This is a genomic window from Nakamurella lactea DSM 19367 (assembly GCF_000426645.1).
Taxonomy (GTDB): Bacteria; Actinomycetota; Actinomycetes; order Mycobacteriales; family Nakamurellaceae; genus Nakamurella; species Nakamurella lactea.
In genome coordinates this window covers 333,973-356,924 of record NZ_AUFT01000001.1, presented here as the reverse complement: position 1 = coordinate 356,924, position 22,952 = coordinate 333,973, and the positions used below count along the sequence as shown (strand labels likewise).

19 protein-coding genes and 1 tRNA gene are annotated in these 22,952 nt (G+C 67.9%); 9 read left to right on the top strand and 11 right to left on the bottom strand.

The features are described from left to right. The first annotated feature begins 15 nt into the window (after positions 1–15). Complete coding sequence (locus K340_RS0101805; protein WP_029135445.1) at positions 16–825, top strand: hypothetical protein; 810 nt, start codon at positions 16–18, stop codon at positions 823–825. Positions 826–869: 44 nt separating this feature from the next. Here K340_RS0101805 and paaD read toward each other — a convergent pair whose 3' ends face one another. From paaD to K340_RS0101780, 5 genes are all read right to left on the bottom strand, one after another. Then, complete coding sequence (paaD, locus tag K340_RS0101800) at positions 870–1,499, bottom strand: 1,2-phenylacetyl-CoA epoxidase subunit PaaD (protein ID WP_084613979.1); 630 nt, start codon at positions 1,497–1,499, stop codon at positions 870–872. A gap of 94 nt (positions 1,500–1,593) precedes the next feature. After that, positions 1,594–3,093, bottom strand: coding sequence for an HNH endonuclease signature motif containing protein (locus K340_RS33740; RefSeq protein ID WP_029135443.1), 1,500 nt, complete (start codon positions 3,091–3,093; stop codon positions 1,594–1,596). Between the two features lie 74 nt (positions 3,094–3,167). After that, positions 3,168–3,935, bottom strand: a complete 768-nt coding sequence (locus K340_RS0101790) for a 3-oxoacyl-ACP reductase (protein ID WP_029135442.1) — start codon at positions 3,933–3,935, stop codon at positions 3,168–3,170. 10 nt (positions 3,936–3,945) lie between these two features. Continuing rightward, positions 3,946–5,253: an aldehyde dehydrogenase family protein gene (locus K340_RS0101785; protein WP_051264934.1), complete on the bottom strand. Its 1,308-nt coding sequence runs from the start codon at positions 5,251–5,253 to the stop codon at positions 3,946–3,948. 80 nt (positions 5,254–5,333) lie between these two features. After that, positions 5,334–6,710 carry a glutamine synthetase family protein gene (locus K340_RS0101780; protein ID WP_029135440.1) on the bottom strand — a complete coding sequence of 459 codons (1,377 nt, stop codon included), beginning with the start codon at positions 6,708–6,710 and terminating at the stop codon, positions 5,334–5,336. Positions 6,711–6,934: 224 nt separating this feature from the next. On the opposite strand from K340_RS0101780, the gene K340_RS26775 reads away from it, so the two are divergent. Further along, a complete protein-coding gene (locus tag K340_RS26775) occupies positions 6,935–7,426 on the top strand; it encodes a peptidase inhibitor family I36 protein (RefSeq protein ID WP_211229207.1) in 492 nt (163 codons plus the stop codon). A 60-nt stretch (positions 7,427–7,486) separates the two neighbouring features. Here the strand turns inward: K340_RS26775 and K340_RS0101770 are convergent, their stop codons facing one another. From K340_RS0101770 to K340_RS26765, 5 genes are all read right to left on the bottom strand, one after another. Continuing rightward, on the bottom strand, positions 7,487–8,224 hold the full coding sequence (locus K340_RS0101770; protein ID WP_029135439.1) for an SDR family oxidoreductase: 738 nt from the start codon (positions 8,222–8,224) through the stop codon (positions 7,487–7,489). After that, entirely contained in the window at positions 8,217–8,987 is a 771-nt protein-coding gene (locus tag K340_RS0101765; RefSeq protein WP_029135438.1) for an SDR family oxidoreductase, read from the bottom strand. The genes K340_RS0101770 and K340_RS0101765 overlap by 8 nt, the downstream gene beginning before the upstream one ends. Before the next feature lie 75 nt (positions 8,988–9,062). Next, entirely contained in the window at positions 9,063–12,821 is a 3,759-nt protein-coding gene (locus tag K340_RS26770) for a glycoside hydrolase family 3 N-terminal domain-containing protein (protein WP_051264785.1), read from the bottom strand. 242 nt (positions 12,822–13,063) lie between these two features. After that, positions 13,064–13,663: a TetR/AcrR family transcriptional regulator gene (locus tag K340_RS0101755; protein ID WP_029135437.1), complete on the bottom strand. Its 600-nt coding sequence runs from the start codon at positions 13,661–13,663 to the stop codon at positions 13,064–13,066. 217 nt (positions 13,664–13,880) lie between these two features. Then, the gene (locus K340_RS26765) at positions 13,881–14,489 is read right to left on the bottom strand and encodes a TetR/AcrR family transcriptional regulator (RefSeq protein WP_037362202.1); all 609 of its coding nucleotides are present in this window, start codon (positions 14,487–14,489) and stop codon (positions 13,881–13,883) included. 99 nt (positions 14,490–14,588) lie between these two features. Here K340_RS26765 and K340_RS0101745 point away from each other — a divergent pair, with 99 nt between their 5' ends. After that, positions 14,589–15,575, top strand: coding sequence for a beta-ketoacyl-ACP synthase 3 (locus K340_RS0101745; protein WP_029135436.1), 987 nt, complete (start codon positions 14,589–14,591; stop codon positions 15,573–15,575). Between the two features lie 51 nt (positions 15,576–15,626). On the opposite strand, the gene K340_RS26760 is transcribed toward K340_RS0101745, so the two are convergent. Further along, positions 15,627–16,463, bottom strand: coding sequence for an EamA family transporter (locus K340_RS26760; protein ID WP_154674017.1), 837 nt, complete (start codon positions 16,461–16,463; stop codon positions 15,627–15,629). An 84-nt stretch (positions 16,464–16,547) separates the two neighbouring features. Here K340_RS26760 and K340_RS0101735 point away from each other — a divergent pair, with 84 nt between their 5' ends. The 6 genes from K340_RS0101735 (at position 16,548) to K340_RS0101710 (ending at position 22,874) form a co-directional block, all read left to right on the top strand. Next, on the top strand, positions 16,548–17,129 hold the full coding sequence (locus tag K340_RS0101735; protein WP_029135435.1) for a TetR/AcrR family transcriptional regulator: 582 nt from the start codon (positions 16,548–16,550) through the stop codon (positions 17,127–17,129). Positions 17,130–17,541: 412 nt separating this feature from the next. After that, positions 17,542–17,614 (top strand) — tRNA-Arg (locus tag K340_RS0101730). Between the two features lie 74 nt (positions 17,615–17,688). Further along, the gene (locus K340_RS26755) at positions 17,689–19,779 is read left to right on the top strand and encodes a cytochrome c oxidase assembly protein (protein WP_161632036.1); all 2,091 of its coding nucleotides are present in this window, start codon (positions 17,689–17,691) and stop codon (positions 19,777–19,779) included. A gap of 140 nt (positions 19,780–19,919) precedes the next feature. Further along, positions 19,920–20,495 (top strand): single-stranded DNA-binding protein, encoded by a 576-nt coding sequence (locus tag K340_RS33735; RefSeq protein ID WP_051264781.1) that lies wholly within the window; start codon positions 19,920–19,922, stop codon positions 20,493–20,495. A 212-nt stretch (positions 20,496–20,707) separates the two neighbouring features. After that, positions 20,708–22,390, top strand: a complete 1,683-nt coding sequence (gene ettA, locus K340_RS0101715) for an energy-dependent translational throttle protein EttA (protein ID WP_029135434.1) — start codon at positions 20,708–20,710, stop codon at positions 22,388–22,390. Positions 22,391–22,424: 34 nt separating this feature from the next. Beyond that, complete coding sequence (locus tag K340_RS0101710) at positions 22,425–22,874, top strand: hypothetical protein (RefSeq protein ID WP_029135433.1); 450 nt, start codon at positions 22,425–22,427, stop codon at positions 22,872–22,874. Positions 22,875–22,952 lie beyond the last annotated feature (78 nt).

Sequence of the window (22,952 nt, the reverse complement as noted above, 5' to 3'; positions counted from 1 at the left end):
TCGAGGAGGCACCGGGTGGACCCAGTCCTGATCGTCATCCTGATCGTCGTGCTGGTCGGCGCCGCGATCTACTTCTCCCGTGGCCGGGGCACCAAGATCGCAGCAGCGAGCTTGGACGACTCGAAGGCCGAGGCGCGGCGTTGGATCGAGCGGCTCGGTGGTCAGGTGTTGTCGTTGGACGCCAAGGGGAACGAGGCTGCCCAGCAGGCGCTCTCGGATGCCTCTGAGCGCTATAACGCGGCCGGTTCCCAGATCGAGCAGGCGACCACCAGCCGACAGGCGGAACTCGCGCAGCACACCGCCTACGAAGGGCTCTACTACGTCCGGGCGGCCAGGACCACGCTCGGCATGGACCCGGGACCGGAGATTCCGGCGATCCCCGGCCAGGCACAGGCCGGCGCCGTCACCGAACAGCGGGACGTGACGATCGAGGGCCGCGAGTACGTGGCGTCGCCGTCCGCGGGCGACCGAACGCGGTACTACTACCCGGGCGGGCAGGTCGCCGGTCGGCCGGTGCCGCGGGGCTGGTACTCCGAACCGTGGTGGAAGCCGGCGTTGGTGGCCGGCGCCTGGGGTGCGGGCAGCTACCTGGTGGCGACGTCGTTGTTCGCCGGCATGGCCGGCGTCGGCGGTTACTACGGTGACGGGTCCTACGCTGACGGGTACCAGGACGGACTGGACGCCGGCGACGCCGGCGATCAGGGCCCCGGGGGTGACGGATACGACGGTGCCGGCGACGGTTTCGACGGCGGCGACAGCGGTTTCGACGGTGGTGGCGACAGTGGCTTCGATAGCGGCGGCGACTTCGGTGGCTTCGACTTCTGAACCGGCCGCTGGGAGCTGTCGGCGATCGGCGGCTGCCGGGTGGACTACAGCGCTTTGAAGTGGTCGAACGGCTCGGCGCAGTCGTCGCAGATGTACATCGCCTTGCACGACGTGGATCCGAACCGGCTGGTCTGCCTGGTCCGGCGGGAGCCGCAGTGCGGGCAGCGCACGGCCAGGGTCAGGGTGATCGGCCCGTCGGCGGCTGCGACCGGTCCGGGCGGGGCGATCCCGAAGCGCTGCAACATCTCTCGTGCGGTGTCCGTCATGTCGTCGGTACTCCAGGCCGGCCACAGCACGGTCCGGACATCCGCCCGTGGGTACCCGGCATCCTGCAGTGAGCGGCGGATGTCGGACGCCATCGCCTCGACCGCGGGGCAACCCGAATAGGTGGGGGTGATGTCGACCTCCACCGATCGGTCGTCATGTACCTCGACCCGGCGCAGCACACCGAGGTCGGCGACCGTGAGCACCGGGATCTCCGGGTCGACCACCGATCCGGCGACCGCCGCGGCCCGCAGACTCGCGGCGGTGACCGCCGCGGATCGAACCCTGGGATGACGTTCGTTCACGGTGGGCGCGCCAACGGGGGAGAGTGCCCGCAGCGCGGCGGCGCCGATGCCCAGCTCAGCGAGCCGGCGGTAGTCAAGGGCGGCGGTTGCGTCGTCAATGGCCATCGCCACGCCTCCGTTCGCCGGATCCACCGCCCCGTAGCTTCGACCGATTAACCGACCTTATGGTCAGTAATCTACCCGCGACAGACGTCGAGCGTCAACTGGTGTTCGTAGGTGCCGGGCGGTGCAGCCTGTTGCGGCGCGGGCGTTGGTCGGGATCGATCCACGGAGGCGGGATGAATTCGGGTGTGCCATCGTCGGCGATCCACATCGTCCAGTGACCGCGGTGGATCTGCTGATGGTGCTCGGGACACAACAGCGCGCCGTTGTCCAGGCTCGTCGGGCCGGTGTCCCGTATCCACCAACGCACGTGGTGGGCCTCGCACCAGGACCCCGGCCGGTCGCAACCCGGCCAGCTGCAACCGATGTCGCGCACGGTGATGGCGCGCCTGATGGCCGGCGAGAAGGTGTACCTCGCCCGCCCGAGGTCCAGCACCTCGGATGGGCCGCCCAGCACCACGGGCAGGATCTTCGCATCACAGGCGAGCAGCCTGACGTCTGCGGCGGTGAGGGCGTCGGTGTAGCCGGGACGGCCGCGGCCGAGCTGCTCTTGCAGGTCGTGAAGCGCGACGGTGACCACGATCTGCGGTAGCTGGCCACCATGTCTTGGCCCTGCACCGATCTTCAGGTAGCGCGACAACACCTCGCCAAGGGCATGTGCACGCCGGGTGGCTGGCGACCGCGGGTCCTTGAGCGCGGGGTCTGCGTGGTGACGATCGTCGGATGGTGGCGGGGCCGGGTCCGGCGGGGAACTGCTCGGCGGCTCGGTAGCGGCCGGTCCGTCGGGCGTGGTCGGCGGGTCGGTTTCGGCCGGTACGTCGGGCGTGGTCGGCGGGTCGGGCTCCCTGGTTCCCGCGGGCGCGGGTGCAGCCAGCGGACCGATAGCTGTCAACAGTGCTTCGATCGCGAGATCGTCGAGTAAGCCGGTGATCCGGGTCAGTCCGTCGTCGCGGCGCCGGCCGACGTGCAGTTCCATTCTGCCGTGGGCATCCCCAGCCGGCTCGGGACCGTCGGGATTTGCGGCCTCGAGCATCTTGTTCGCCAGCCTCTGCAGCGTTGGCGGGTCCAGTTGTTGCGCCTGCTCGACGAGCAGACGCTCGCACGCGTCTCGATCGTCAGGATGCAGTGCGGCTGGCAGCTTTTCCATCGTCCTGGTGATGATCGCCGCATGGTCCGGTCCGATCCGGCCGCTGGGCACCCGTTCCGCCAGATGAGCCAATCGCGGAGGCAGCGAACTACCGGTCGGGGTAATGCGGCGGCGGGTCCCCTCATCGAGCCGGATTCTCGCCGACGCGTCGGCGGGCGCCATGTTCAGCAGATCACGCATCAGTACTCGGGTGGAGGGCGCATCGAGTTCGCTGGCAAGGCCGCGGCCGTCGACCTCACCGGCGACGTGCGCGGCTTGCAGGTACAGCCGGTTCAGCTGCCGCTCGACGATCTGCGCGATCAGCATCAGGCCCATCGTGTCCGGTCGCGACAGGTCCAGCGCCGCGACCTGATCGAGTGCCCGATCCAACGATCGGAGCGCGTCCGAGATCGGATCGTCGTAGTCGCCGACGGGCCCGCCGGGCCCGTCCAGAAGCTCCCCCTGTTGCATGCCGACAACGCTACGGCGGACCACCGACAGTCGGCGTTCGCAAGGTCATCGGCGCAGGTCAGCAACCATCTCGGCTACAGAGGGGTGACGTAGGCCCCGCTGATACCGCCGTCCACCAGGAAGTCGGCCGCAGTGATGAAGGACGACTCGTCGCTGGCCAGGAACACCACCGCGTTGGCGATCTCAGCCGGCTCGGCGAAGCGGCCCATCGGCACGTGCACCAGCCGCCGCTGAGCGCGCTCGGGATCGCTAGCGAACAACTCCTGCAGCAGGGGGGTGTTCACCGGGCCGGGACACAGCGCGTTGACCCGAATGCCCTCCCGGGCGAACTGCACTCCGAGCTCGCGGGACAGCGCGAGCACCCCACCCTTGCTGGCCGTGTAGGAGATCTGTGAGGTCGCAGCGCCCATCCGGGCCACGAAAGAGGCGGTGTTGATGATCGAGCCGCTGTGCTGTTCGAGCATGTAGGGCAGCGCGGCCTTGCAGCACAGGTAGACGCTGGTCAGGTTGACCTCCTGCACCCGGCGCCAGGCGTCGAGGCCGGTGGTGAGGATGGAATCGTCGTCGGGCGGCGAGATTCCGGCGTTGTTGAACGCCACGTCGACACTGCCGTGCGTCTCCCAGGCGGTGCGGAACAGCGCATCGACGTCATCGGCGGAGGTCACATCGCAGCGGACGAAGGTGCCGCCGATCTCCTGCGCGATCGTCGGACCGCGATCGGCGTCCAGATCGCCGATCACCACGATGGCGCCTTCTTCGGCGAACCGGCGGACGGTCGCCAAGCCGATACCCGAGCAGCCGCCGGTCACCACAGCGACCTTGTCCTGCAGACGTCCTGCCATGCGGAATCCCTTACTGTTCGGTGGCGATGAAGACGTTCTTCACCTCGGTGAAGGAGTCGAGCGCGTCCGGGCCGAGTTCGCGGCCGATGCCGGACTGTTTGAACCCGCCGAACGGCGTCGAGTAGCGGACGCTGGAGTGCGAGTTCACCGACAGATTGCCGGCCTGCACCGCGCGCGACACCCGCAGTGCCCGCCCGACGTCGCGGGTGAAGATCGATCCGGACAATCCATAAGCGGTGTCGTTCGCCTTGGCGATCGCGTCGACCTCGTCGTCGAAGGGGATGACGCCGGCCACCGGCCCGAAGATCTCCTCCTGCCAGGTCCGGTCGTCGGTCGACGACGGCAGCAGAACCGTTGGCGGTAGCCAGTACCCGGGGCCGACGGGCGCCGAACCGGTGAACGCCACCGGGGTGTCGCCGGCGAGGTACGAGCGCACCGCGGTGCGGCGTTGCTCACTGAGCAACGGTCCCATTTGCGACGCCTCATCCAGCGGATCGCCGACAACGACCGACCGGACGGCCTCCTCGAACTGCTCCATAAAGCTGTCGAAGACGGTGCGCTGCACCAGGATCCGGGTCCTGGCGCAGCAGTCCTGGCCGGTGTTGTCCAGGAACGACATCGGCGCTGCGGCCGCCGCGGCTGCGAGGTCGGCGTCGTCGAAGACGATGGTGGCGCTCTTGCCGCCGAGTTCGAGGGTGACCCGTTTCAGCTGATCGGCGGCGCCGGCCATGATCCGCCGGCCCACCCTGGTGGACCCGGTGAAGCAGATCTTGCCGATGGCGGGGTGGCTGACGAACCGCTCGCCGACTACGTCCCCGGCACCGGGCAGCACGGTGAAGACGCCCTCCGGAATTCCGGCGGCGAGAGCCAGCTCCGCCAGTCGGATCGCCGTCAGCGGCGTCAGCTCGGCGGGTTTGAGCACCACGGTGTTGCCGGCCGCGAGAGCCGGGGCGAAGCCCCAGCCGGCGATCGGCATCGGGAAGTTCCACGGCACGATGACGCCGACCACCCCCAGCGGCTCGCGGAACGTGACATCGACACCACCGGCCACCGGGATCTGCCGACCGAACAGTCGCTCCGGGGCCGCCGAGAAGTAGTCCAGAACGTCGCGGACGTTGCCGGCCTCCCATCGGGCATTGCCGATGGTATGTCCGGAGTTGCGGACCTCCAGCTGGGCCAGCTCTTCCAGGTGTTCGTCGACCTGCGAGGCGAACCGCCGGAGCAGCCGGGCCCGATCCGCCGGGGCGACCGCGCGCCAGGATTCGGTGGCTGCGGCGGCCTTTTCGATCGCCGCGTCGGTCTGCTCGAGCGAGGTCATGGCCACCCGGCCGATCGGTTCCTCGGTTGCCGGGTTGATCAGTTCGATCGATTCGTCCCGGTCCTGTTGGCTCACCGTGCTCACAGCCGCTCGAACCCCCGGACCCGTTCCCAGTCGGTGACCGCCGCGTTGAAAGCGGCGATCTCGACGTCGGCGGCATTGAGATAGTGATCGATCACGTCGTCGCCGAATGCCTGCCTGGCAATCGTGGACTCCGCCAGCAGCGCGCGGGCTTCGGTCAGCGTCGCCGGCACCCGCGGAAGGCCTGCGGTGTAGGCGTTCCCGGTGCACTCGTTGGGCAGCGTCAGCCCTTCCCGGATGCCGTGCAGACCACCGGCCAGCATGGCGGCCACCGCCAGATAGGGGTTGACGTCGCCGCCGGGCAGCCGGTTCTCGACCCGGAGCCCTGCCCCCTGACCGACCACCCGCAGCGCGCAGGTCCGATTGTCGGTGCCCCAGGCGACGGCCGTCGGGGCGAACGAGCCGTCGGCGAACCGCTTGTAGGAGTTGATGTTCGGCGCGTAGAAGTAGCTGAGCTCGGCCAATGTCGCCAGCACGCCGGCCAGGAACTTCTCGAACACCTCCGACCGGCCGCCCGACCGATCCGGATCCGCGAACACGAAAGAACCATCGGCGCCCCGCAGCGACAGGTGCAGATGGCAGGAGTTGCCCTCGTTCTCGTCGTACTTGGCCATGAAGGTCAGCGACTGGCCCGCCGCCGCTGCGATCTCCTTGGCGCCGTTCTTGTAGAGCACGTGGTTGTCGCAGGCCCGCAGCGCCTCGTCGTAGACGAAGGTGATCTCGTGCTGGCCCGGGTTGCACTCGCCCTTGGCGGCCTCCACCCGCAGCCCGGCGGTGGTCATCTCGTTGCGGATGGTGCGCAACAGAGGTTCGACCCGGCCGCCACCCATGATCGAGTAGTCGACGTTGTACCGGTTCGCGCTCCGCAGACCGTGATAGCGCCGGTCCCAGGCCTCGTCGTAACCGTCCTCGAAGACGATGAACTCCAACTCGGTACCGCAGTATGCCAAGAACCCGAGTTCGGCGGCTTCCTCCAGTTGCGCCCGCAGCACCGATCGTGGCGCCTGGACGACCGGACCGGTCGCGGCCGCACCGGGGGGCCACCGCAGGTCGCAGTGCACTGTCGCCGAGTATCGCTGGCCCGGCGTGCGGCACAGGGTCGACAGGTCGAGGTCGAACATCATGTCCCCGTAGCCGGACTCCCAGGAGGCGACCTGATACCCGGCAACGGTGTTCATCTCGACGTCGACGGCCAGCAGGTAGTTGCAGCCCTCGGTGCCGTGCTCCAGCACCGTGTCCAGGAAGTGGCGGGCGTGCACCCGTTTGCCCTGCAGCCGACCCTGCATGTCGGTGAAGCCGACCACCACGGTATCGATCTCGCCGGCATCGACGGCGGCGCGCAGCTGCTCGACGGACAAGCTCGGCGGACTCGTCATGGCGCTCCCTGTGTCGATCGGACCGGGGTCAGAATGGCACGCCGGCCTGCTCTCACGACAGCGGGGGCGGACCATCGGTGTGTCCGGGGTCACCGACGATCCGGGTGAGTCCCGCTCAGTCGGAGATCGCGCTGTCGATCTTGGTCGGAACCGCACGGGTGCGGCTGCCATCACAGTGGCATGGCGAGGGCCGAAAGCGGCTTTCGACGACACGGGAGGCACAGATGGCAAGAGTGACAACGAATCGACGCGGGACCTGGCGTCCGGCCGCGGTAGGGTTGCTGATGCTGGCCGGGCTGGCGATCGGGGCGGCGGTTCCGGCCGCTGCAGCGGGTGACACGATCACCGTCCGGAACGGAGTCTGCGAGCAAGGCGAATTCTGTTACTACTACAACAGCAACGCCAAGGGTTCCGTGTCGGATTTCCCCATGTCCAACACCGCGTACCGCAGGCTGAATCTCGGCTCGGGACCGAACTGCTACGTCTTCAAGGGGGCAGGGGCAGGCCGCGGTCTGTGCGTGAAGAACAATGCGGCGGCGGCCCGCAACAACACCGACCGGGCGGTTCGGGTCTACTACAACAGCGACCAGAAGGGCGCCTGGATCGACGTCTGCCCTGGTAACTGGGCGAATCTGGGGCCGCTGAAGAACCAGAACGCCTCGCATTTGTACAACCCGTCGAACCCGAGCTGCATCAGCGGGACCAGCTCGGGCTGACGCTCTCTGTTCGACGGCCCGGTCCGCGGTGTCGGACCGGGCCGTCGAATGAGCGGGACCTCAGATGTCCTGATTCACCGGCAGGATCACCAGGTCGCGGATCTGTACGTGCCGCGGGCGGGTCAGCATGAACATCATCGCCTCGGCGATGTCCTCGTTCGTCAGCCCGTTGCCGGCCGCGACCTCGGCGTCGCGGAGCGCGTCGTCGGTCACCTTCCACAGGTCGTTGAGCACCACACCCGGCGCCACCGCACCGATCCGGACCCCGGAGCCGATCAGCTGCCGGCGCACCCCGTGCACCAACGCCTGCACTGCGTGTTTGGATGCCGAGTACACCGGCTCCCAGGCGATCGCCTGGTGCCCGGACACCGAGCTGGTGACCAGGATGTCGCCGCGGCCCTGCGGGACGAAGTGCCGCACCGCGGCCTGCACGGTGTCGATCAGCCCGGTGACGTTGGTGCCGATCAGGGACGCGATCGCGGTCGGCTCCGAGTCGGCAAGATCGCCCGGCAGGTAAACGCCGGCGTTCGCGATCACCACGTCCAGCCGGTCGAACGCCGCGACTGCCGCCTGTACCAGCGCGGCACCGGCGCCAGGCTCGCCGGTGTCGAGTTGCAGGATCTGCACCGGACCGGAGAACCCTTCCGCGGCAGCCGCTTCCAGTTTCGGGACGGAGCGCCCGGCCAGCACCACCGAGCCGCCGGCGGTCGAGATCGCCCGAGCCGTGGCCAGCCCGATCCCGGAGCCGCCGCCGGTGACAGCGGCGACCGTGCCGGCCGGCACGCTCTGCTCAGACAATGGTGTAGCCGCCGTCGACCACGATGCACTCGCCGACCACGTACCGTGAGGCATCCGAGGCCAGGAACAACACCACGCCGTCCAGATCCTCCGGCTCGCCCATCCGGCCGGCGGGGATCCGGGACACCCAGAACTCGCCCATCTCCGGGTTCTGCTCGATGAACTGCTTGGTCATGTCCGAGCGGAAATAGCCGGGGGAGATGGCGTTCACCCGGATCCCGTTGCCGATCCACTCGACCGCCAACGACCGGGTGAGCTGCTCGACGCCGGCCTTGGCGGCGTTGTAGGAGGCCTGGCGCTGCGGGATGTTCACCGCGAACGCCGACATCGACGCGACATTCACGATGGTCGCCTTGTCCCCGGCCAGCAGGACCTGCCTGGCGAAGGCCTGGGAGGAGAAGAACACCCCGTTCAGGTCGATGTCGATCACCTTGCGCCACTCGTCGGGCGCGACCTCGGTGGAGTCCTTGTGCATCGCGATGCCGGCCGCGTTGATGAGGATCTGCGGGCTGTCCAGTTGCTCGACAACGGCCGCGATCGCGGCGGTCACCGAGTCCGGGTCGGTGACGTCGCAGCCGATGCCGACCGCCCGGACGCCGTGGTCGCCGGCCAGCTGCGCCGCGCTCGTCGATGCCTGCTCCTCGAGCAGGTCGAGCAGGGCGATGTGGCAGCCCTGCCCGGCCAGTGCGGTCGCCATCTGCAGGCCGAGGCCGCGGGCACCGCCGGTGACGACGGCGACCTGATCACGAAGATCCGAGAACAATGCAGCTCCCTTGTGGCCCCCAAGTCAGCACCCTTCTCTCCCTGCCGGGCGAGCGGGTGTCGACCTTCGAAGCCGTCAGGAAACCAGTTTCCAGGCCAGCAACAACTGCGCCACCGCTTTCACCACGTCACCAGATGCTAGTGAATGGTCGGCGCCGGCGATCAGGGTGCTCACCCCTGGGGACGGCGTGCCGGTGGTGGCCAGCACCCGGTCCTGGACGATGTCGCGGATGGCGCTGGTCAGTGCCTCGCCGAGCGAATTCGGGCCGGCCGCCGAGCGGGCGGTCGCGGCCGCCCGGCCGAGTGCGGCGATCACCTGATCCGGGTGCCGGGGAGCCTCGCCCTGCCAGTGACCCGGCGCCAGCGCCGCCTGCAGCGCACCCCTCGTCGGACCCGAAGCACCGGGCAGTAGCCCGGCGATCCGATCGTGCAGGGTGCCGGTGCGCAGCCCCCAGCCGTAGGGGAACAGCGGTGCGTAGGAGGCGTCACCGACGTTGATCGGCACCTGGTCGGCCGAGGCGGGCCAGGTCACCGGCAGCCGGCCGGTGAACGGCCGGTTGCCGAACAGCACGTCGGCGACGCCGGCACCCTCGGTGCCTGGCAGCCAGGAGGCGACCAGCGCGTCGATCTCGCCGAGCTTGTCGGTGATCAGCTGCGGCCTCCCGGACACCACCAACACCGCACACTTGCTGATCGCCGAACAGACGGTGTCGATCGTGGCGCGATCCGCCGTCGACAGGTTCAGCGTGTGTCCGTTGTTGCCGACGTCGCCGACGCCCTCGGCGTACGGCGTCTCGCCGACCACCACGATGCCGACATCGCTGCCGGCGGTCGGCGCCGAGGCGTCCTTCGAGTAGGTGACGGTTGCGTCCGGTGCCACCTGCTCGATGCCTTGCCGGATGGTGGTGCCGGTGGTCGTGGTGCCGCTGGCACCCTGCCAGCTGATCGACCAGCCGCCCATCTGGTTGCCGAGATCGTCGGCGTTCGAGCCGGCCAGGTAGACCTTGGCGTTCTTCTTCAACGGCAACAGGTTCCCGCTGTTCTTGATCAGCACCTGGGACTCGGCGGCGGCTTTGCGGGCCACCGCACGGTGCGCGTCGGAGCCGACACTATCGGCCTTCGAGCGGTCCGCGAACGGGGCGTCGAACAGGCCGAGCTCGAACTTCTCGGTGAGGATCCGCTTCACCGCGTCGTCGATCCGGCTCTGCTTCACCACCCCGTCGGCCACCTTGCCGGTGAGCGAGGTGATGAATGTGGCGTAGTCGTAGGGCGCCATCGCCATGTCCAGGCCCGAGTTGACCGAACGCGCCACCTTGTCGGAGTAGTCGGTGCCGGGCAGCTTGTTGATGCCCTCCCAGTCGCTGATCAGGAAGCCTTTGAAGCCGAGCTTGTTCTTCAGCAGATCGGTATTCAGCGCGGTGTACTCGTGCATCCGGATCACCGGACCGTCACCGACCTGAACCGCCGAGTACGACGGCATGATCGAACCGACACCGGCCTTGATCGCCGGCAGATACGGGCTGACGAACAACTTCTCGAACGCCTTGAGGCTGTCGACGTGGGTGACGCCCTGGTCGATCGGGTAGCCGGAACCCGCCAGCGAGGGTTCGTAGCGGGTGCCGCCATCGCCGGCCCAGTGCTTGGCGGTGGCCAGCACCTTGTCCGGACCGGTGATGTGGGTCGGGTCGGTGCCTTGCAGCCCGACGATCGCCGGCTTCGCCAGTTGGGTGACCAGCGCCGGGTCCTCGGAGAACGCTTCGTAGGAGCGGCCCCAGCGCTCATCGCGGGTGACGCACAGGCACGGCGCGAACGCCCACGGGATGCCGGTGGCCCGCACCTCGGTCGCGGTGACCTGGGCGCCCGCCTGCACCACGGCCGGATCGCGGGAGGCACCGAGACCGATGTTGTGCGGCAGGATCGTGGCGCCGACCACGTTGTTGTGGCCGTGCACCGCATCGACGCCGTAGATCAACGGGATCTGCAGTCGGGTGGCCAGTGCCTGCCGCTGGAATCCGTCGATCATGTCGGCCCAGCCGGCGGCGGTGTTCTCCGCCGGGACCGAGCCGCCGCCGGAGAGCACGGAGCCGAGGCCGAGTTCGGTGATGGTGGCCGGTGAGGTGAGCCCGAGACGCTCCGCCTGGGTCATCTGACCGATCTTCTCGGCCTGCGTCATCCGACTCATCAGGTCTGAGACCCGTTTGCTCACCGGCAGTTTCGGATTCTGGTAGGCGAGGCCGTGGGCGTTGATCACCACGGTCGGGTTGCTCACCGGCGGCTCGGCGCCGGTCGCCGTCAAGGCGATGACGACGGTGCGGGCCACGTCAGCCCCGGTTGTCGCCTTTGTGGTGACGGTGACGTCCTGAGTGGTTCCGGAGGCGGTGCCGGCCGGGAAGGCCAGGGTGCCGCCGAAGGCGTCGAAATTCGTTCCCACGACGGCGGTCCCGTCTCCCGGGGCGTAGTTGACGGTGACGTCCTTGGCCAGCGGGGTGTCGTCCGAGGTGGTGACGCCGAGGTGCACCGTTGCGCTCTGCCCGCCGTTCACCAGGCTGACCTGCGGGTCGGCGGTGACGGTGCTCGAGATCGCCTGGGTTGCCGTGCCGTAGAGCTCGAACTGGTCGATGGCCCAGCCGACCGACGCGGCCTTGCCCGGCGGCATGGTGATCGCGAAACCCCAGGCGTCGGTGCGAGAAAAGGCGCCGTCCAGGGTGTCGCCGGATCCGGGCTGATAGTCGGTGCGCAGGTGGAACTGGCTGAACGGGATCTGCACCAGCTTCCACCGGTTGCCGTCGTCTGACCAGTTGTCCTTGAACGTGGTCGTCCACAGCTCGGAGTGTTCGGCGTCCGGGCCGCCGTCCTTGATCTCGATCGCGATGTCGTCGCCGGCGGTGGGGGAGGCGGGCTTGGTCGGCTGGGAGGCGTACCAGTAGAAGCTGATGCCGCCGTAGGCGCTCCAGTCCTCGCTGGCCGCCTTGTCCAGCGAGATGCCGCCGTAGCCGCCGCCGGGGATCAGGTACTGGCCGGACAGCACGTGGTTGCCGGCATTGCCGCCGCGTTCCTGGGTGGTGACGCCGAGGCTGACGTTGCCCGGCTGGTTGCCCCAGGTGAACCAGCCGATCGGGTTGGTGTCCGAGCCGATCGGCACGTCGCCCTCGAAGTCCTCGATCACCGAGGTCCGTTGGTACAGGCCGAATTCGTCGAACTGCCAGTTTCCGCTGCCCAGGTCGGACAGGGTGACGGCGAACCCGTGCGCGGCAGTCGGGTCGAACCGCAGGTTGGAATCGGCATTGCCCTTGAGGCGCAGCGCACCGAAGTCGATCCGGACGGTCCGCCAGCCGGTGCTGTCGTCGAGCACCGAGGTCTCGAACAGGTTGGCACTACCGGCGTCGCTGCCGCCGCTCTTGAGTTCGTAGCGCAGGTTCTTGCCGCTGCCGGTGCCGAGGAACTGGAAGGCGAATCCGTCGTACGCCGACCAGTCGGTGGCCGAGTTGATGTCCAGGCTGAAGCCGCTCCAACCGCCCGCCGGGACGTCCTGCACGGCTGCCTGCAGCGCCTGGTTGCCCGCGGAGGTGCCGGGGACATCGGCGGCGACCGTCGTCAGTGCCGGAGTGCTGGCGGCCTCCGAACCCCAGGCGAACAACGCTCCGATGCTGCCGTCATCGAAGTTCAGGATGGACTGACCCTCACCGATGGTCGGTGGGGGAGCGGGCGCGGCCACCACGTTCGGCGCAATGCCGACGATCATCGCGATCGAGGCGCCGACGGCCAGTGCGCTGCGGATGCGTCGGACCCGCCGCCCGGATCGAGCTGAGGTGGCCTGGAACCTGGACGGGAGCATCGTTGCCTCCGGGAGCGAATTACGTCAATCGATAGGCAGAAGGCGTTCGGCACCACTGTCGGATCGATCGGCGGAGGTTGGGTGGTGTGCTGACCCTACGACCCGGATACTGGCCGAACAATGCCGCCATCCGGGTGGCAGTGGTGACATTCTCGAGTACGCAGGGTGGCGATCGACGCGACGATATTTGCGTATTGAAGTGGCGAAAATACCGCGCGTGTGCGCTCTTTGCGAGCCGCCGGTTACCGGGGGTGCGGCGTTACCGCCCTCACCGCGGTCGTCACGAACCGGGTGAGCGCCACCGTGGTCGGTGGGCCGGACTCGCGGTCGGCGAACAGTAGGTGACCGCCGCCGACCAGCGAGAGGGTGAGCGAATCGATGTCCGCATCGGCCACGATCCGACCCAGCTCGCGCTCGTCTGTCAGGTAGGCGGAGATCGCCGTGGTGGCCTGGGCGAGGATCGCCATGCCGCCACCGGGTCTTGCCCGTCGCAGCCGGCCGCGCAGTTCGTCACGGAAGGTGATCAGCGGAATGATCGCCAGCGGTACCGGCCCGAAGATGGTGGTCAGTGCGGCGGCCAGGTTGTCGGCCACCGTGCCGGTGCCGACCGATGCACGCAGGGCTGCGGCCTGCGATTCGAGCTTTGCGGCGCGATCGAGCACCAGGTCGGTCAGGAAGGCGTCGAAGTCGGCGAAATGCCGGTGCAGGACGCCCTTGGCGACGCCCGCTTCGTCGGTGACGGTGCGGCTGGTCAGTGCGCTCGGCCCCGCGTGCAGCAGCACGCGCTCGGCGGCGTCGAAGAGTTGCTGTCGGGCGTCGCGCAGATGCACACCGGTAGGCACTCGCGGTTCCTCTCGCTCGATCACACTGCCGGCAGCAACGAAAGCGCACCTCCGGAGACAGTTCGAGAGGCATGGCCAAGCCTTGGATACAGTGGCTTCCCGCCTGTCTCGGGGCGACCACCAGGGTAGTCAGCGGCCGTCCGAGCCGTCGATCACGGTCGGTGTCGATGCGGACAGGGCTGGCCCATGTGAACCCACGGTGGAGAACTCGCTTCAGCTAGACAACACCGATAGCGGACCGCATGAGTCGACGGGTACGCGCTTGCACAAGTCCGGGATTCTCGTGGAGTAGCTGGATAGCCTGGTTCGCCGCCATCACCAGGCCGGTGAGAACGTGCACGACGTCGTCTGCGTCGACGCCCGGGTCCAGGTCGCCAACGGCCTTGGCTCGGCGAACTTCCTCGCGCAGGAACCTGTTCCACTGGTTGATCGTCGATTGCAGCGCATCTCTGAGCTTGCCCGGGCGGTCGTCGAGCTCATGCGACGCCGCTGTGAAGAAGCAGCCGTTGGGGAATGGGCAGTCGACTAGGTACCCGCTCCATTGATCGATGATCCGGATCAAGCGCTGGAGTCCGGAAGTGACCGTCATCGAAGGTGTGATCACGGCATCGATGAACAGCTTGCTGGCGGCGGTGAGCGCCGCTGCCTGCAGTTCCTGCCTCGACCCGAACGGGCCGACAACGCCGGCCTTGCTGAGGTCGAGCGCATCGGCGAGTCCGCCGAGCGTGAGTCCCTCCAGGCCCACGCTCGAGGCCTGCTCGACGCTCTTGGCAATGATGCGCTCACGCGTCTGCCGTGCGAACGCTGCTGATCGTCGTGGACTCACGACGTGAGTATAGCGAACGCTCGTATGCTAAAAATGGGCGTCGCGCCGGGAGCGCAGCTGAGGACCGGATCAGGCAGGACACGGGAAGAGGGACGGAAGATGCGGCTACGAACAGGGTCACCGGGCGCCGAGATCGTCGGGATGGGGCACTTCCAACCCGAGCGGTCGGTCTCCAACGACGACCTGGCGGCGGTGATGGACACGAGCGACGAGTGGATCCGCCGCCGGACCGGAATCCTGACCCGCCACCTCGCGAGCGAGGCGGAGACGGTGGCCTCGATGGCGACGGCGGCGGCGCGTCATGCGCTCGAGACCGCCGCCTGCGACCCACGAGACATCGACCTCGTCATCGTCGCGACAACAACCGCCGAGGAGCGGTCACCGAACACGGCAGGACGAGTCGCAGCAGGGCTGGATCTGGCCGGCCCCGCAGTTCTCGACATCAATACAGCGTGCTCGGGATTCGAATATGCGTTGGGCCTGGCAGATCAATCGATTCGATCCGGATCCGCGAGCGCAGCGCTCGTGATCGGTTCGGAGAAACTCTCGGCCTTCACTGATCGGAACGACCGCAGCACCGCTGTGCTGACGGCGGACGGTGCGGGCGCTGCCATCGTCAGGGCAAGCGACGAAGCTCGCATCGGCCCAGTCGTTTGGGGCTCCGAGCCGAGCCTGGTGGATGCGGTCGTGATCGGACCGCCCAGCAACACCTTTCGACAGAGCGGCCGGGATGTGTTCCGCTGGGCGATCGGGAAGGCGGCCGGTCACGGGCAGCGTGCGATCGCTGCAGCGGGCATGACGACGGACGACATCGCTGTTCTGGCCTGTCATCAGGCAAACTTGCGCATCATCGAGCCCGTCGCCGAGGCGCTCGGACTCAGTACCAAGATCGTGGTCACCGATGTCACTGAGTCCGGCAACACGTCGGCGGCCAGCGTGCCACTCGGCCTGAGCAAATGGTGGCACCTCGGCAAGATCCCGCCTGATGTCCCAGCCCTGCTGCTCGGATTCGGCGGCGGCTTCACGTTCGCCGGCCAGGTGGTCATGACACCACGGAAATCTAGCCAGGGAGAGACAGTCTGTTGACCCGGACGACATCTCGCACGTCGGCTTCACCTTCGCGGCCAGGGACAACCGTCATATTGCGAGCAGAGCTAACGCGGCGACCGCAGCGACTGTCGCGAGGATGCGGCTGCGGCGCAGCGGTTCTCGTAGAATCATTGTGGCGGCGATCGCCGCCCAAATCAGACTGGTGCTTCGAACCGCGGCGACCAAAGATATAGGCGCATGCTGTGTCGCGTACAGACCGAACAGATATGACGCCGGGATCAGCACAGCGAGGGTGACGATCGATGCGGTGTGCTGGCGGAACTGATCGACGCCTTCCGGGATGCGATGACGGATCAACATGGTCATCAGCCCTAACTGGAGCAGCCCGGTGATCAAGTAATAGGCCATTGGGTCAACCTGCATCGTCACGACGGCCCACCCGTCGTAGAGGGTGTAGGCGGCAATCGTCACGGCAATGCCGGTGCTCCACAACACTGGCCGTAGATTCCTTGCCGGGTCCAGGGATGCGGATCGCTCGAAAGTCAGCAACGCGACCGAGATGCCCATCAGTGCCACGCCCACCCATCTGGCCGGCGTCAGGCCTTGGTCGAACAGCGTCACGCCCGGGACCGCGACCAGCACCGGCGCCAGGCCGCGAGAAAGCGGATAGACCTGCCCGACATCGAACGACCGGTAGGCCCGCTGGACCAGCGCCGCGTACGCCGTATGCAAAGCCATGCTGACCGGCGCCAGCAACAGGCCAGTTCCGGTGAAACGCACGGCGTGCCCAGCGGTGGCCACGACCGTCAGAGGCACCAGAAGCACAGACGCGGCAAGCGTGTACGCCCACATCGCTGGAACCCCGGCGGCCGAGACACGTTTGACCAGCGTGTTCCACCCCGCGTGCGCCAGCGACGAGAGCAACGCCAAACCGAGCCCAACAACCACTTTCCACCCCGTCCCAGGAGAAAACGTAGACACCGTCTACCCAACGTATACGGTGTCAACATGACGCGACACGGTGAGGCCAGGGCTCTGCTCATCGAGCACGCGGTGAACCTGCTGGAGGAGGTAGGGGTCGGCGAGTTCACCGGGCGTGAGGTGGCTCGTCGGGCTGGCGTATCGCACGGCGCCCCGCGCCGGCACTTCTCATCCCGCGCCGCGCTGCTATCCGCTGTCGCCGCACAGGGATTCACCGACCTACGTGCACGAATGCGCACTGCTCAACGCAGGCCGCAAACGACCGCTGACCCGGTCAAGGCACGCGAGGAACTCTGTGCCTTGGCCAACGAGTACGTCTCGTTCGCACAAGAACACCCGGCGATGTTCGAGCTGATGTTCCGCCACGATCTCCTCGAAGACTCCGGAGAGCAATTGCGCCACCACAGCCTCGCCCTCTTCACACTCGCGAGCGATTGCGTGGCACAGATCGGGCCGGCCGAACCGGCTGAGGTGACCACTGACCTCTGGGCCGGCATTCATGGCCTCGCCGTCCTCGCAAGCCGCCGGGCGCTGGAACCCATCACCACCGACCGCCCTGAGGTATTAGTAGTCCGGCAGGTCAACGCGCACACCCGGCCAAGGCTGTGACGCTCAGCTATCGATACGCCCCGCTCGCGGCCGGCGCCCGGAGGCCCGTAGAGCCGCAGCAAGGTCGTCTCCGGGGTGGTCGCCGCTGCTGCCGCACTCAGCTCTGGCAGCGGGAACTGGATCGGGCCGGCACGCGGCGCACCTCGGTCAGGGCACCCTGCGAGGGCTCGGGGTCGGCTTCCAGTACGGCGGCCCCTGGTTCGGTGTCACGATGCTGCGTGTCGTCAAGCAGCCTGGCAGCGGCAGCAGCACGGTTGCACCTCGCCCGATGAGGTCCGCCGCGACTTTGGCTTGGGCGAGATCGCCCTTGTCCTTCGTGTGATGGGGAGGCATCCGGCGGACGGTGCCAGGACCCACCGACACTCATCCGTTGCAGATCGCCCCCCAGATTCGAAGTAATCTCTCTTGTCGAGCCCCCGTAGCTCAGTGGATAGAGCAAGTCACTTCTAATGACTGGGTCGCAGGTTCGAATCCTGCCGGGGGCGCCGATCTGAAGGCGCCAGGTTCGGTCGTCGTAGCAGAGTCGATACGCTGGCAGCGTGGCGATGCAGTGATGGCGGTGACCGAGTCCGCTGGGCACGAGGTGGACGCAGGTGGCGCCCGTGGCTTCGCCGCGCCCTCCCGCTGGTCAACCGGGCCGCTCGCCCTGGCCGCCGCGGCGATCGTGGTGTGTGTCGCCGTCGGGATCACCGCGGCCGTCCAGCCTCGGGACGCCTTTCTCGGGCTGCCCGACCCGGGGGTGCTCACCAGCTACGGATTGCCCGCGGTCAAGGGCATCTTCGACCTGAGCACCGCCCTCACCTTCGGGTGGCTGCTGGCGGCCGCACTGTACGCGCCGCCGCAACGGTCGGGCATCTTCACGGTGAGCGGCTACCGCGCGGTCCGCGCCGCCTCGCTCAGTGCCACCGTCTGGGCGGTGTCCGGGCTGGCGCTCGTTCCGTTGAACGTCTCCGAGGCCAGCGGGGCGACGTTGGCCCACTCGTTGGGCGGCGGCAGCATTCTCAGCGGACTGCAGGCCCTGGAATCGATCCGCGCCCCGCTGATCGCGGCCGTCGGGGCATTGTTGATCGCCATCATCTCCCGGTCCGTGCTGCGCCCCGGCGGCGCATTCCTGCTGCTGGCACTCGCGGTTGCCGCGGTGGTGCCGATGGCCATCGCCGGCCACGCCGCGCAGAGCGGCGACCACGATCTGGCCAGCAACACGATGATCTATCACCTGGTCGGCGTGTCGGTGTGGATCGGCGGGCTGGTCGCACTGATCGGCCTGGCCCGGCAGCGAGCCGATCATCTGGGCGTGATCGCGCAGCGCTACTCGAACACGGCACTGGTCGCGTTCATCGCGGTGACCCTTTCCGGCGTCGGCAACGCCTGGCTGCGGTTCTCCCGGTGGAGCGACGTGTTCAGCACCGAGTACGGAACGCTGGTGATCGCCAAGACAGTGCTGTTGGTCGTGCTCGGCGTCATCGGATTCCTGCACCGACGGGTGACCCTGCCGGCGGTGGCGGCCGGCAAGCGCCGTCCGCTGACCCGGCTGGCAGTGGTCGAAACACTGCTGATGGCGACCACCATGGGCATCGCGGTCGCGCTCGGCCGCACGGCCAGCCCGCCACCGTCCGGCGTGGTGCCCGATCCGTTGGTCGACGTGCTCGGCTACTCGCTGCCCGGTCCGCCCACCATCGGTCACCTGCTGTTCGCCTGGCGATTCGACCTGATCTTCGGCACCGCTGCGCTGGTGGCGATCGGGCTCTACATCGCCGGACTGGTCCGGCTCCGCCGACAGCAGATCGCCTGGCCGCGCGGCCGCACGATCAGCTGGATCGTCGGCTGGCTGCTGATCCTGTTCGCCACCTCGTCCGGCTTCGGCGCCTACGCGACGGCGCAGTTCTCCATCCACATGATGACGCACATGGTGCTCGGCATGATGGCGCCGATCCTGCTGGTGCTCGGCGGCCCGGTCACTCTGGCGATGCGGGCGCTGCCGGCGGCGCACAAGCCGCAACCACCGGGCATGCGCGAGCTGGTGGTGCGCATCGTGCATTCACCGCTGGCCAAGGCCGCGACCCATCCGCTGGTGGTGTTCCCGCTGTTCATCGGGTCGTTCTACGCGATCTACTTCACCCCGTTGTTCGACACGTTGATGTCCAACCACATCGGACACGTGATCATGGGGTTTCACTTCCTGCTGGTCGGCTACCTCTACTACTGGGTGATCATCGGTGTCGATCCGGCGCCGCGGCGGCTGCCGCCGATGCTCAAGCTGGGTCTGCTGCTCGGTGCGCTGCCGTTCCATGCCTTCTTCGGGTTGACGCTGATGAACTCGCACTCAGCGATGGCCGCCGATTACTATCGCTCGCTCTCGTTGCCCTGGGTCACCGACCTGGTGTCCGACCAACGTCTCGGCGGGGCGATCGCCTGGGGGGCAACAGAACTGCCCATCATCATCGTGGTGATCGCACTGATGGCCCAGTGGTCGTCCAGCGATGCGCGCGAGGCGAAGCGACTGGATCGGCCGGGCAACGTCAAGGCCGAGCGGGAGCTCGACGACTACAACGCCATGCTCGCCGAACTCGCCTTCCGGGATCTCGCCCAGGACCAGGCGGCCGGGAAGCGGCTGCCGGCAACGGGCGAGCCGCCCGCCGGCGGATCCTGAAGCGAGGACCCAGTTGTCCACCCAATCCTGGTTGTCCACAGGACCGGCCGGGACGGGTTGAACCGTTCCCGATCTTCCAGCACGGTGACGGCACGGCGCGGTCGACCGGCCCGCCGACACTGTGAGCAGGGGGTAGGGCGATGTCGATGCAGCAACAGGCAACAGCATGGGTCACCGGGAACGTGGCCTACACACCGGAGCCGGGCGGCGAGGATCCGCGCTTTCGGGTGCGGTTGAGGGTGCTGAACAACCGCCGTTGGCTCGATCGGCAGACGAACGAGTGGAAGGAGTCGGAGGTCAACGGCACCGACGTGGTCTGCTGGGGGGAACTGGCACACAACGTGGTCTCGAGCATCCAGAAGGGGCAGCCGGTGGTGGTCTACGGCCGGCTGGAGGAGAACTCCTGGGTGGATCAGGACGGGGCCTCGCATCGGCGGACCCGGGTGGTCGCGGACATCGTCGCCCATGATCTGTCCCGCGGCTCGGCGCGCTTCCAGCGGCTCAATTTCAATGCCGGCGCCACCTCGGACACGGGGAACGGGTCCGTCACCAGCGCGACTGACGACACGGCTGACGACTCCCTGACCTCCGACACAGCGGCTGACGACACGGTGGCGGGCGAGTCGGGTATCGACGGCGCCGGTGCCGCGCTGTCCGATCCGTGGGCAAATGCGCAGACCGATCGGGATGACGACAACCTGGTCACCGTCTCCTGATCCCGGTGCGGCCATCGCGGCACCGATCGCTCTCTGGCCCGTTGCCGCACCTGGCAACGGGCCTGGCGGCGATGAGCGCCCGCCGCGTCTCCGCCCGGCCGCGCGGATCGCTGTCCAACACCTGAGTAGGAGTGAGGCAGACTGGTCGGTGGCGACCGGCCGGCCATCAGCGAGCTGCCGCCGGATAAACCTGAGGGATACGAGAGGGAACTGTGCCGGAATTCATCTACACCATGAAGAAGGCCCGCAAGGCCGTGGGCGACAAGCTCATCCTGGACGACGTCACCATGTCGTTCTACCCGGGCGCGAAGATCGGCATGGTCGGGCCGAACGGTGCCGGCAAGTCGACCATCCTGAAGATCATGGCCGGCCTGGACACCCCGTCGAACGGTGAGGCCTACATCACCCCCGGCTTCAGCGTCGGGATCCTGATGCAGGAGCCCGAGCTGGAAGAGGACAAGACGGTCCTGGAGAACGTGCAGGGTGCGTTCGGCGAGCTCTACGCGAAACTCGCCAGGTACAACGCGGTGGCCGAGGCGATGGGTGAGCCGGATGCCGATTTCGACGCGCTCGGCGACGAGATGGGCAAGCTGCAGGGCGAACTCGACCACGCCAACGCCTGGGACCTGGACTCGCAGCTCGAGCAGGCGATGGACGCGCTGCGCTGCCCGCCGGGTGATTCCCCGGTCGACATCCTCTCCGGCGGCGAGCGGCGCCGGGTCGCGCTGTGCCGACTGCTGCTGAGCGCTCCCGACCTGCTGCTGCTCGACGAACCGACCAACCACCTGGATGCCGAATCGGTGCAGTGGCTGGAGCAGTTCCTGGCGAGCTACGGCGGCGCCGTCATCGCCGTCACCCACGATCGATACTTCCTGGACAACGTGGCGAGCTGGATCGCCGAGGTCGACCGCGGCCGCTTGCACGCCTACGAGGGCAACTATTCGACGTACCTGGAGCAGAAGGCCGCCCGGCTGGAGATCCAGGGCCGCAAGGATGCCAAGCAGTCGAAGCGGCTGCGCGAGGAACTGGCCTGGGTGCGCTCCGGCGCCAAGGCCAGGCAGGCGAAGTCGAAGGCCCGGCTGGAGCGCTACGAAGAGATGGCGGCGGAGGCCGAGCGCACCCGCAAGCTCGACTTCGAGGAGATCCAGATCCCGCCGGGCCCTCGGCTGGGCAGCATCGTGGTCGAGGTCACCGACCTGAAGAAGGGCTACGGCGACCGGGTGCTGATCGAGGACCTGAGTTTCACCCTGCCGCGCAACGGCATCGTCGGGGTGATCGGCCCGAACGGCGTCGGAAAGACCACGCTGTTCAAGACCATCGTCGGTCTCGAGCAGCCGGATGCCGGGACCGTCAAGGTCGGCGACACGGTCAAACTCAGCTACGTGGACCAGAGCCGGGCCGGGATCGACCCGAAGAAGAACCTCTGGGAGGTGGTCTCCGACGGTCTCGACTACATCAAGGTCGGCAATGTCGAGATGCCGTCGAGGGCCTACGTTTCGGCGTTCGGGTTCAAGGGGCCGGACCAGCAGAAGCCGGCAGGTGTGCTCTCCGGTGGCGAGCGTAACCGGCTCAACCTGGCGCTCACCCTCAAGGAGGGCGGCAACCTGCTGCTGCTGGACGAACCGACCAACGACCTGGATGTCGAGACGTTGAGCTCGCTGGAGAACGCGTTGGAGAACTTCCCCGGCTGCGCCGTGGTGATCTCCCACGATCGCTGGTTCCTGGACCGGACCTGCACCCACATCCTGGCCTGGGAGGGCACCGAGGAGAACGAGGCGGCCTGGTTCTTCTTCGAGGGCAACTTCTCCGATTATGAAAAGAACAAGGTCGAACGGCTCGGCGTCGACGCGGCCAAGCCACACCGGGTCACCCACCGCAAGCTGACCCGCGACTGAGTCAACCTGGAGCACGGGAGCACGGGAGCACGTCATGGTCGACATCGCGCCACCTGACCTGGACGGCGTGCGGCACGCCCTGGGTCCGGCCACCGACACAGCGGCGCATCTGCGGGCGTTGAAGTCGGCCGATCCGGACGCGGTCCGGGCGGCGACCGAGCATCTGGACGCCGCTATCGCTCCGGGCGGCCGGGCGACCGAGGCGACGCCGGCGGTCGCCGGGTACGTGGCCAGGCTGCTGCGCGGCGATCTGGTCGCCGACCCGGCGGCGAAGGTCGAGTTGCTGTACTTCCTCGGCCAGGTGACCGAGGCGGCCGAAGGCCCGGCGAAGATCCCGGGCGTGCTCGGCTGTCGTGAGCAGTTGGCGACGATTCTGACGGTCGCCGAACACTGCGAAGGCGACGGCGATGAGGACGTCCGGATCGAGGCGGCGGACACCGCCGAGTCGGCGATCGAGGCAATGGAGCGGCTCGGGATCGGATGATCCGGCCGCCGCTCGACCGTTCACCGGGATCGACCGCCGGCGACCTCCGCAGGACTCTCCGCCGGACCGTTCGCCGCC

What these genes read in the sequence shown, in the direction of transcription:
- K340_RS0101790 (WP_029135442.1), bottom strand. Translation starts at nt 3,935, where the DNA reads ATGGCAGGACGTCTGCAGGACAAGGTCGCTGTGGTGACCGGCGGCTGC.
- paaD (WP_084613979.1), bottom strand. Translation starts at nt 1,499, where the DNA reads ATGGCCATTGACGACGCAACCGCCGCCCTTGACTACCGCCGGCTCGCT.
- K340_RS0101745 (WP_029135436.1), top strand. Translation starts at nt 14,589, where the DNA reads ATGCGGCTACGAACAGGGTCACCGGGCGCCGAGATCGTCGGGATGGGG.
- K340_RS33740 (WP_029135443.1), bottom strand. Translation starts at nt 3,093, where the DNA reads ATGCAACAGGGGGAGCTTCTGGACGGGCCCGGCGGGCCCGTCGGCGAC.
- K340_RS0101785 (WP_051264934.1), bottom strand. Translation starts at nt 5,253, where the DNA reads ATGACCTCGCTCGAGCAGACCGACGCGGCGATCGAAAAGGCCGCCGCA.
- K340_RS33735 (WP_051264781.1), top strand. Translation starts at nt 19,920, where the DNA reads ATGTCGATGCAGCAACAGGCAACAGCATGGGTCACCGGGAACGTGGCC.
- K340_RS0101735 (WP_029135435.1), top strand. Translation starts at nt 16,548, where the DNA reads ATGACGCGACACGGTGAGGCCAGGGCTCTGCTCATCGAGCACGCGGTG.
- K340_RS26770 (WP_051264785.1), bottom strand. Translation starts at nt 12,821, where the DNA reads ATGCTCCCGTCCAGGTTCCAGGCCACCTCAGCTCGATCCGGGCGGCGG.
- K340_RS0101710 (WP_029135433.1), top strand. Translation starts at nt 22,425, where the DNA reads ATGGTCGACATCGCGCCACCTGACCTGGACGGCGTGCGGCACGCCCTG.
- K340_RS26775 (WP_211229207.1), top strand. Translation starts at nt 6,935, where the DNA reads ATGGCAAGAGTGACAACGAATCGACGCGGGACCTGGCGTCCGGCCGCG.
- K340_RS0101780 (WP_029135440.1), bottom strand. Translation starts at nt 6,710, where the DNA reads ATGACGAGTCCGCCGAGCTTGTCCGTCGAGCAGCTGCGCGCCGCCGTC.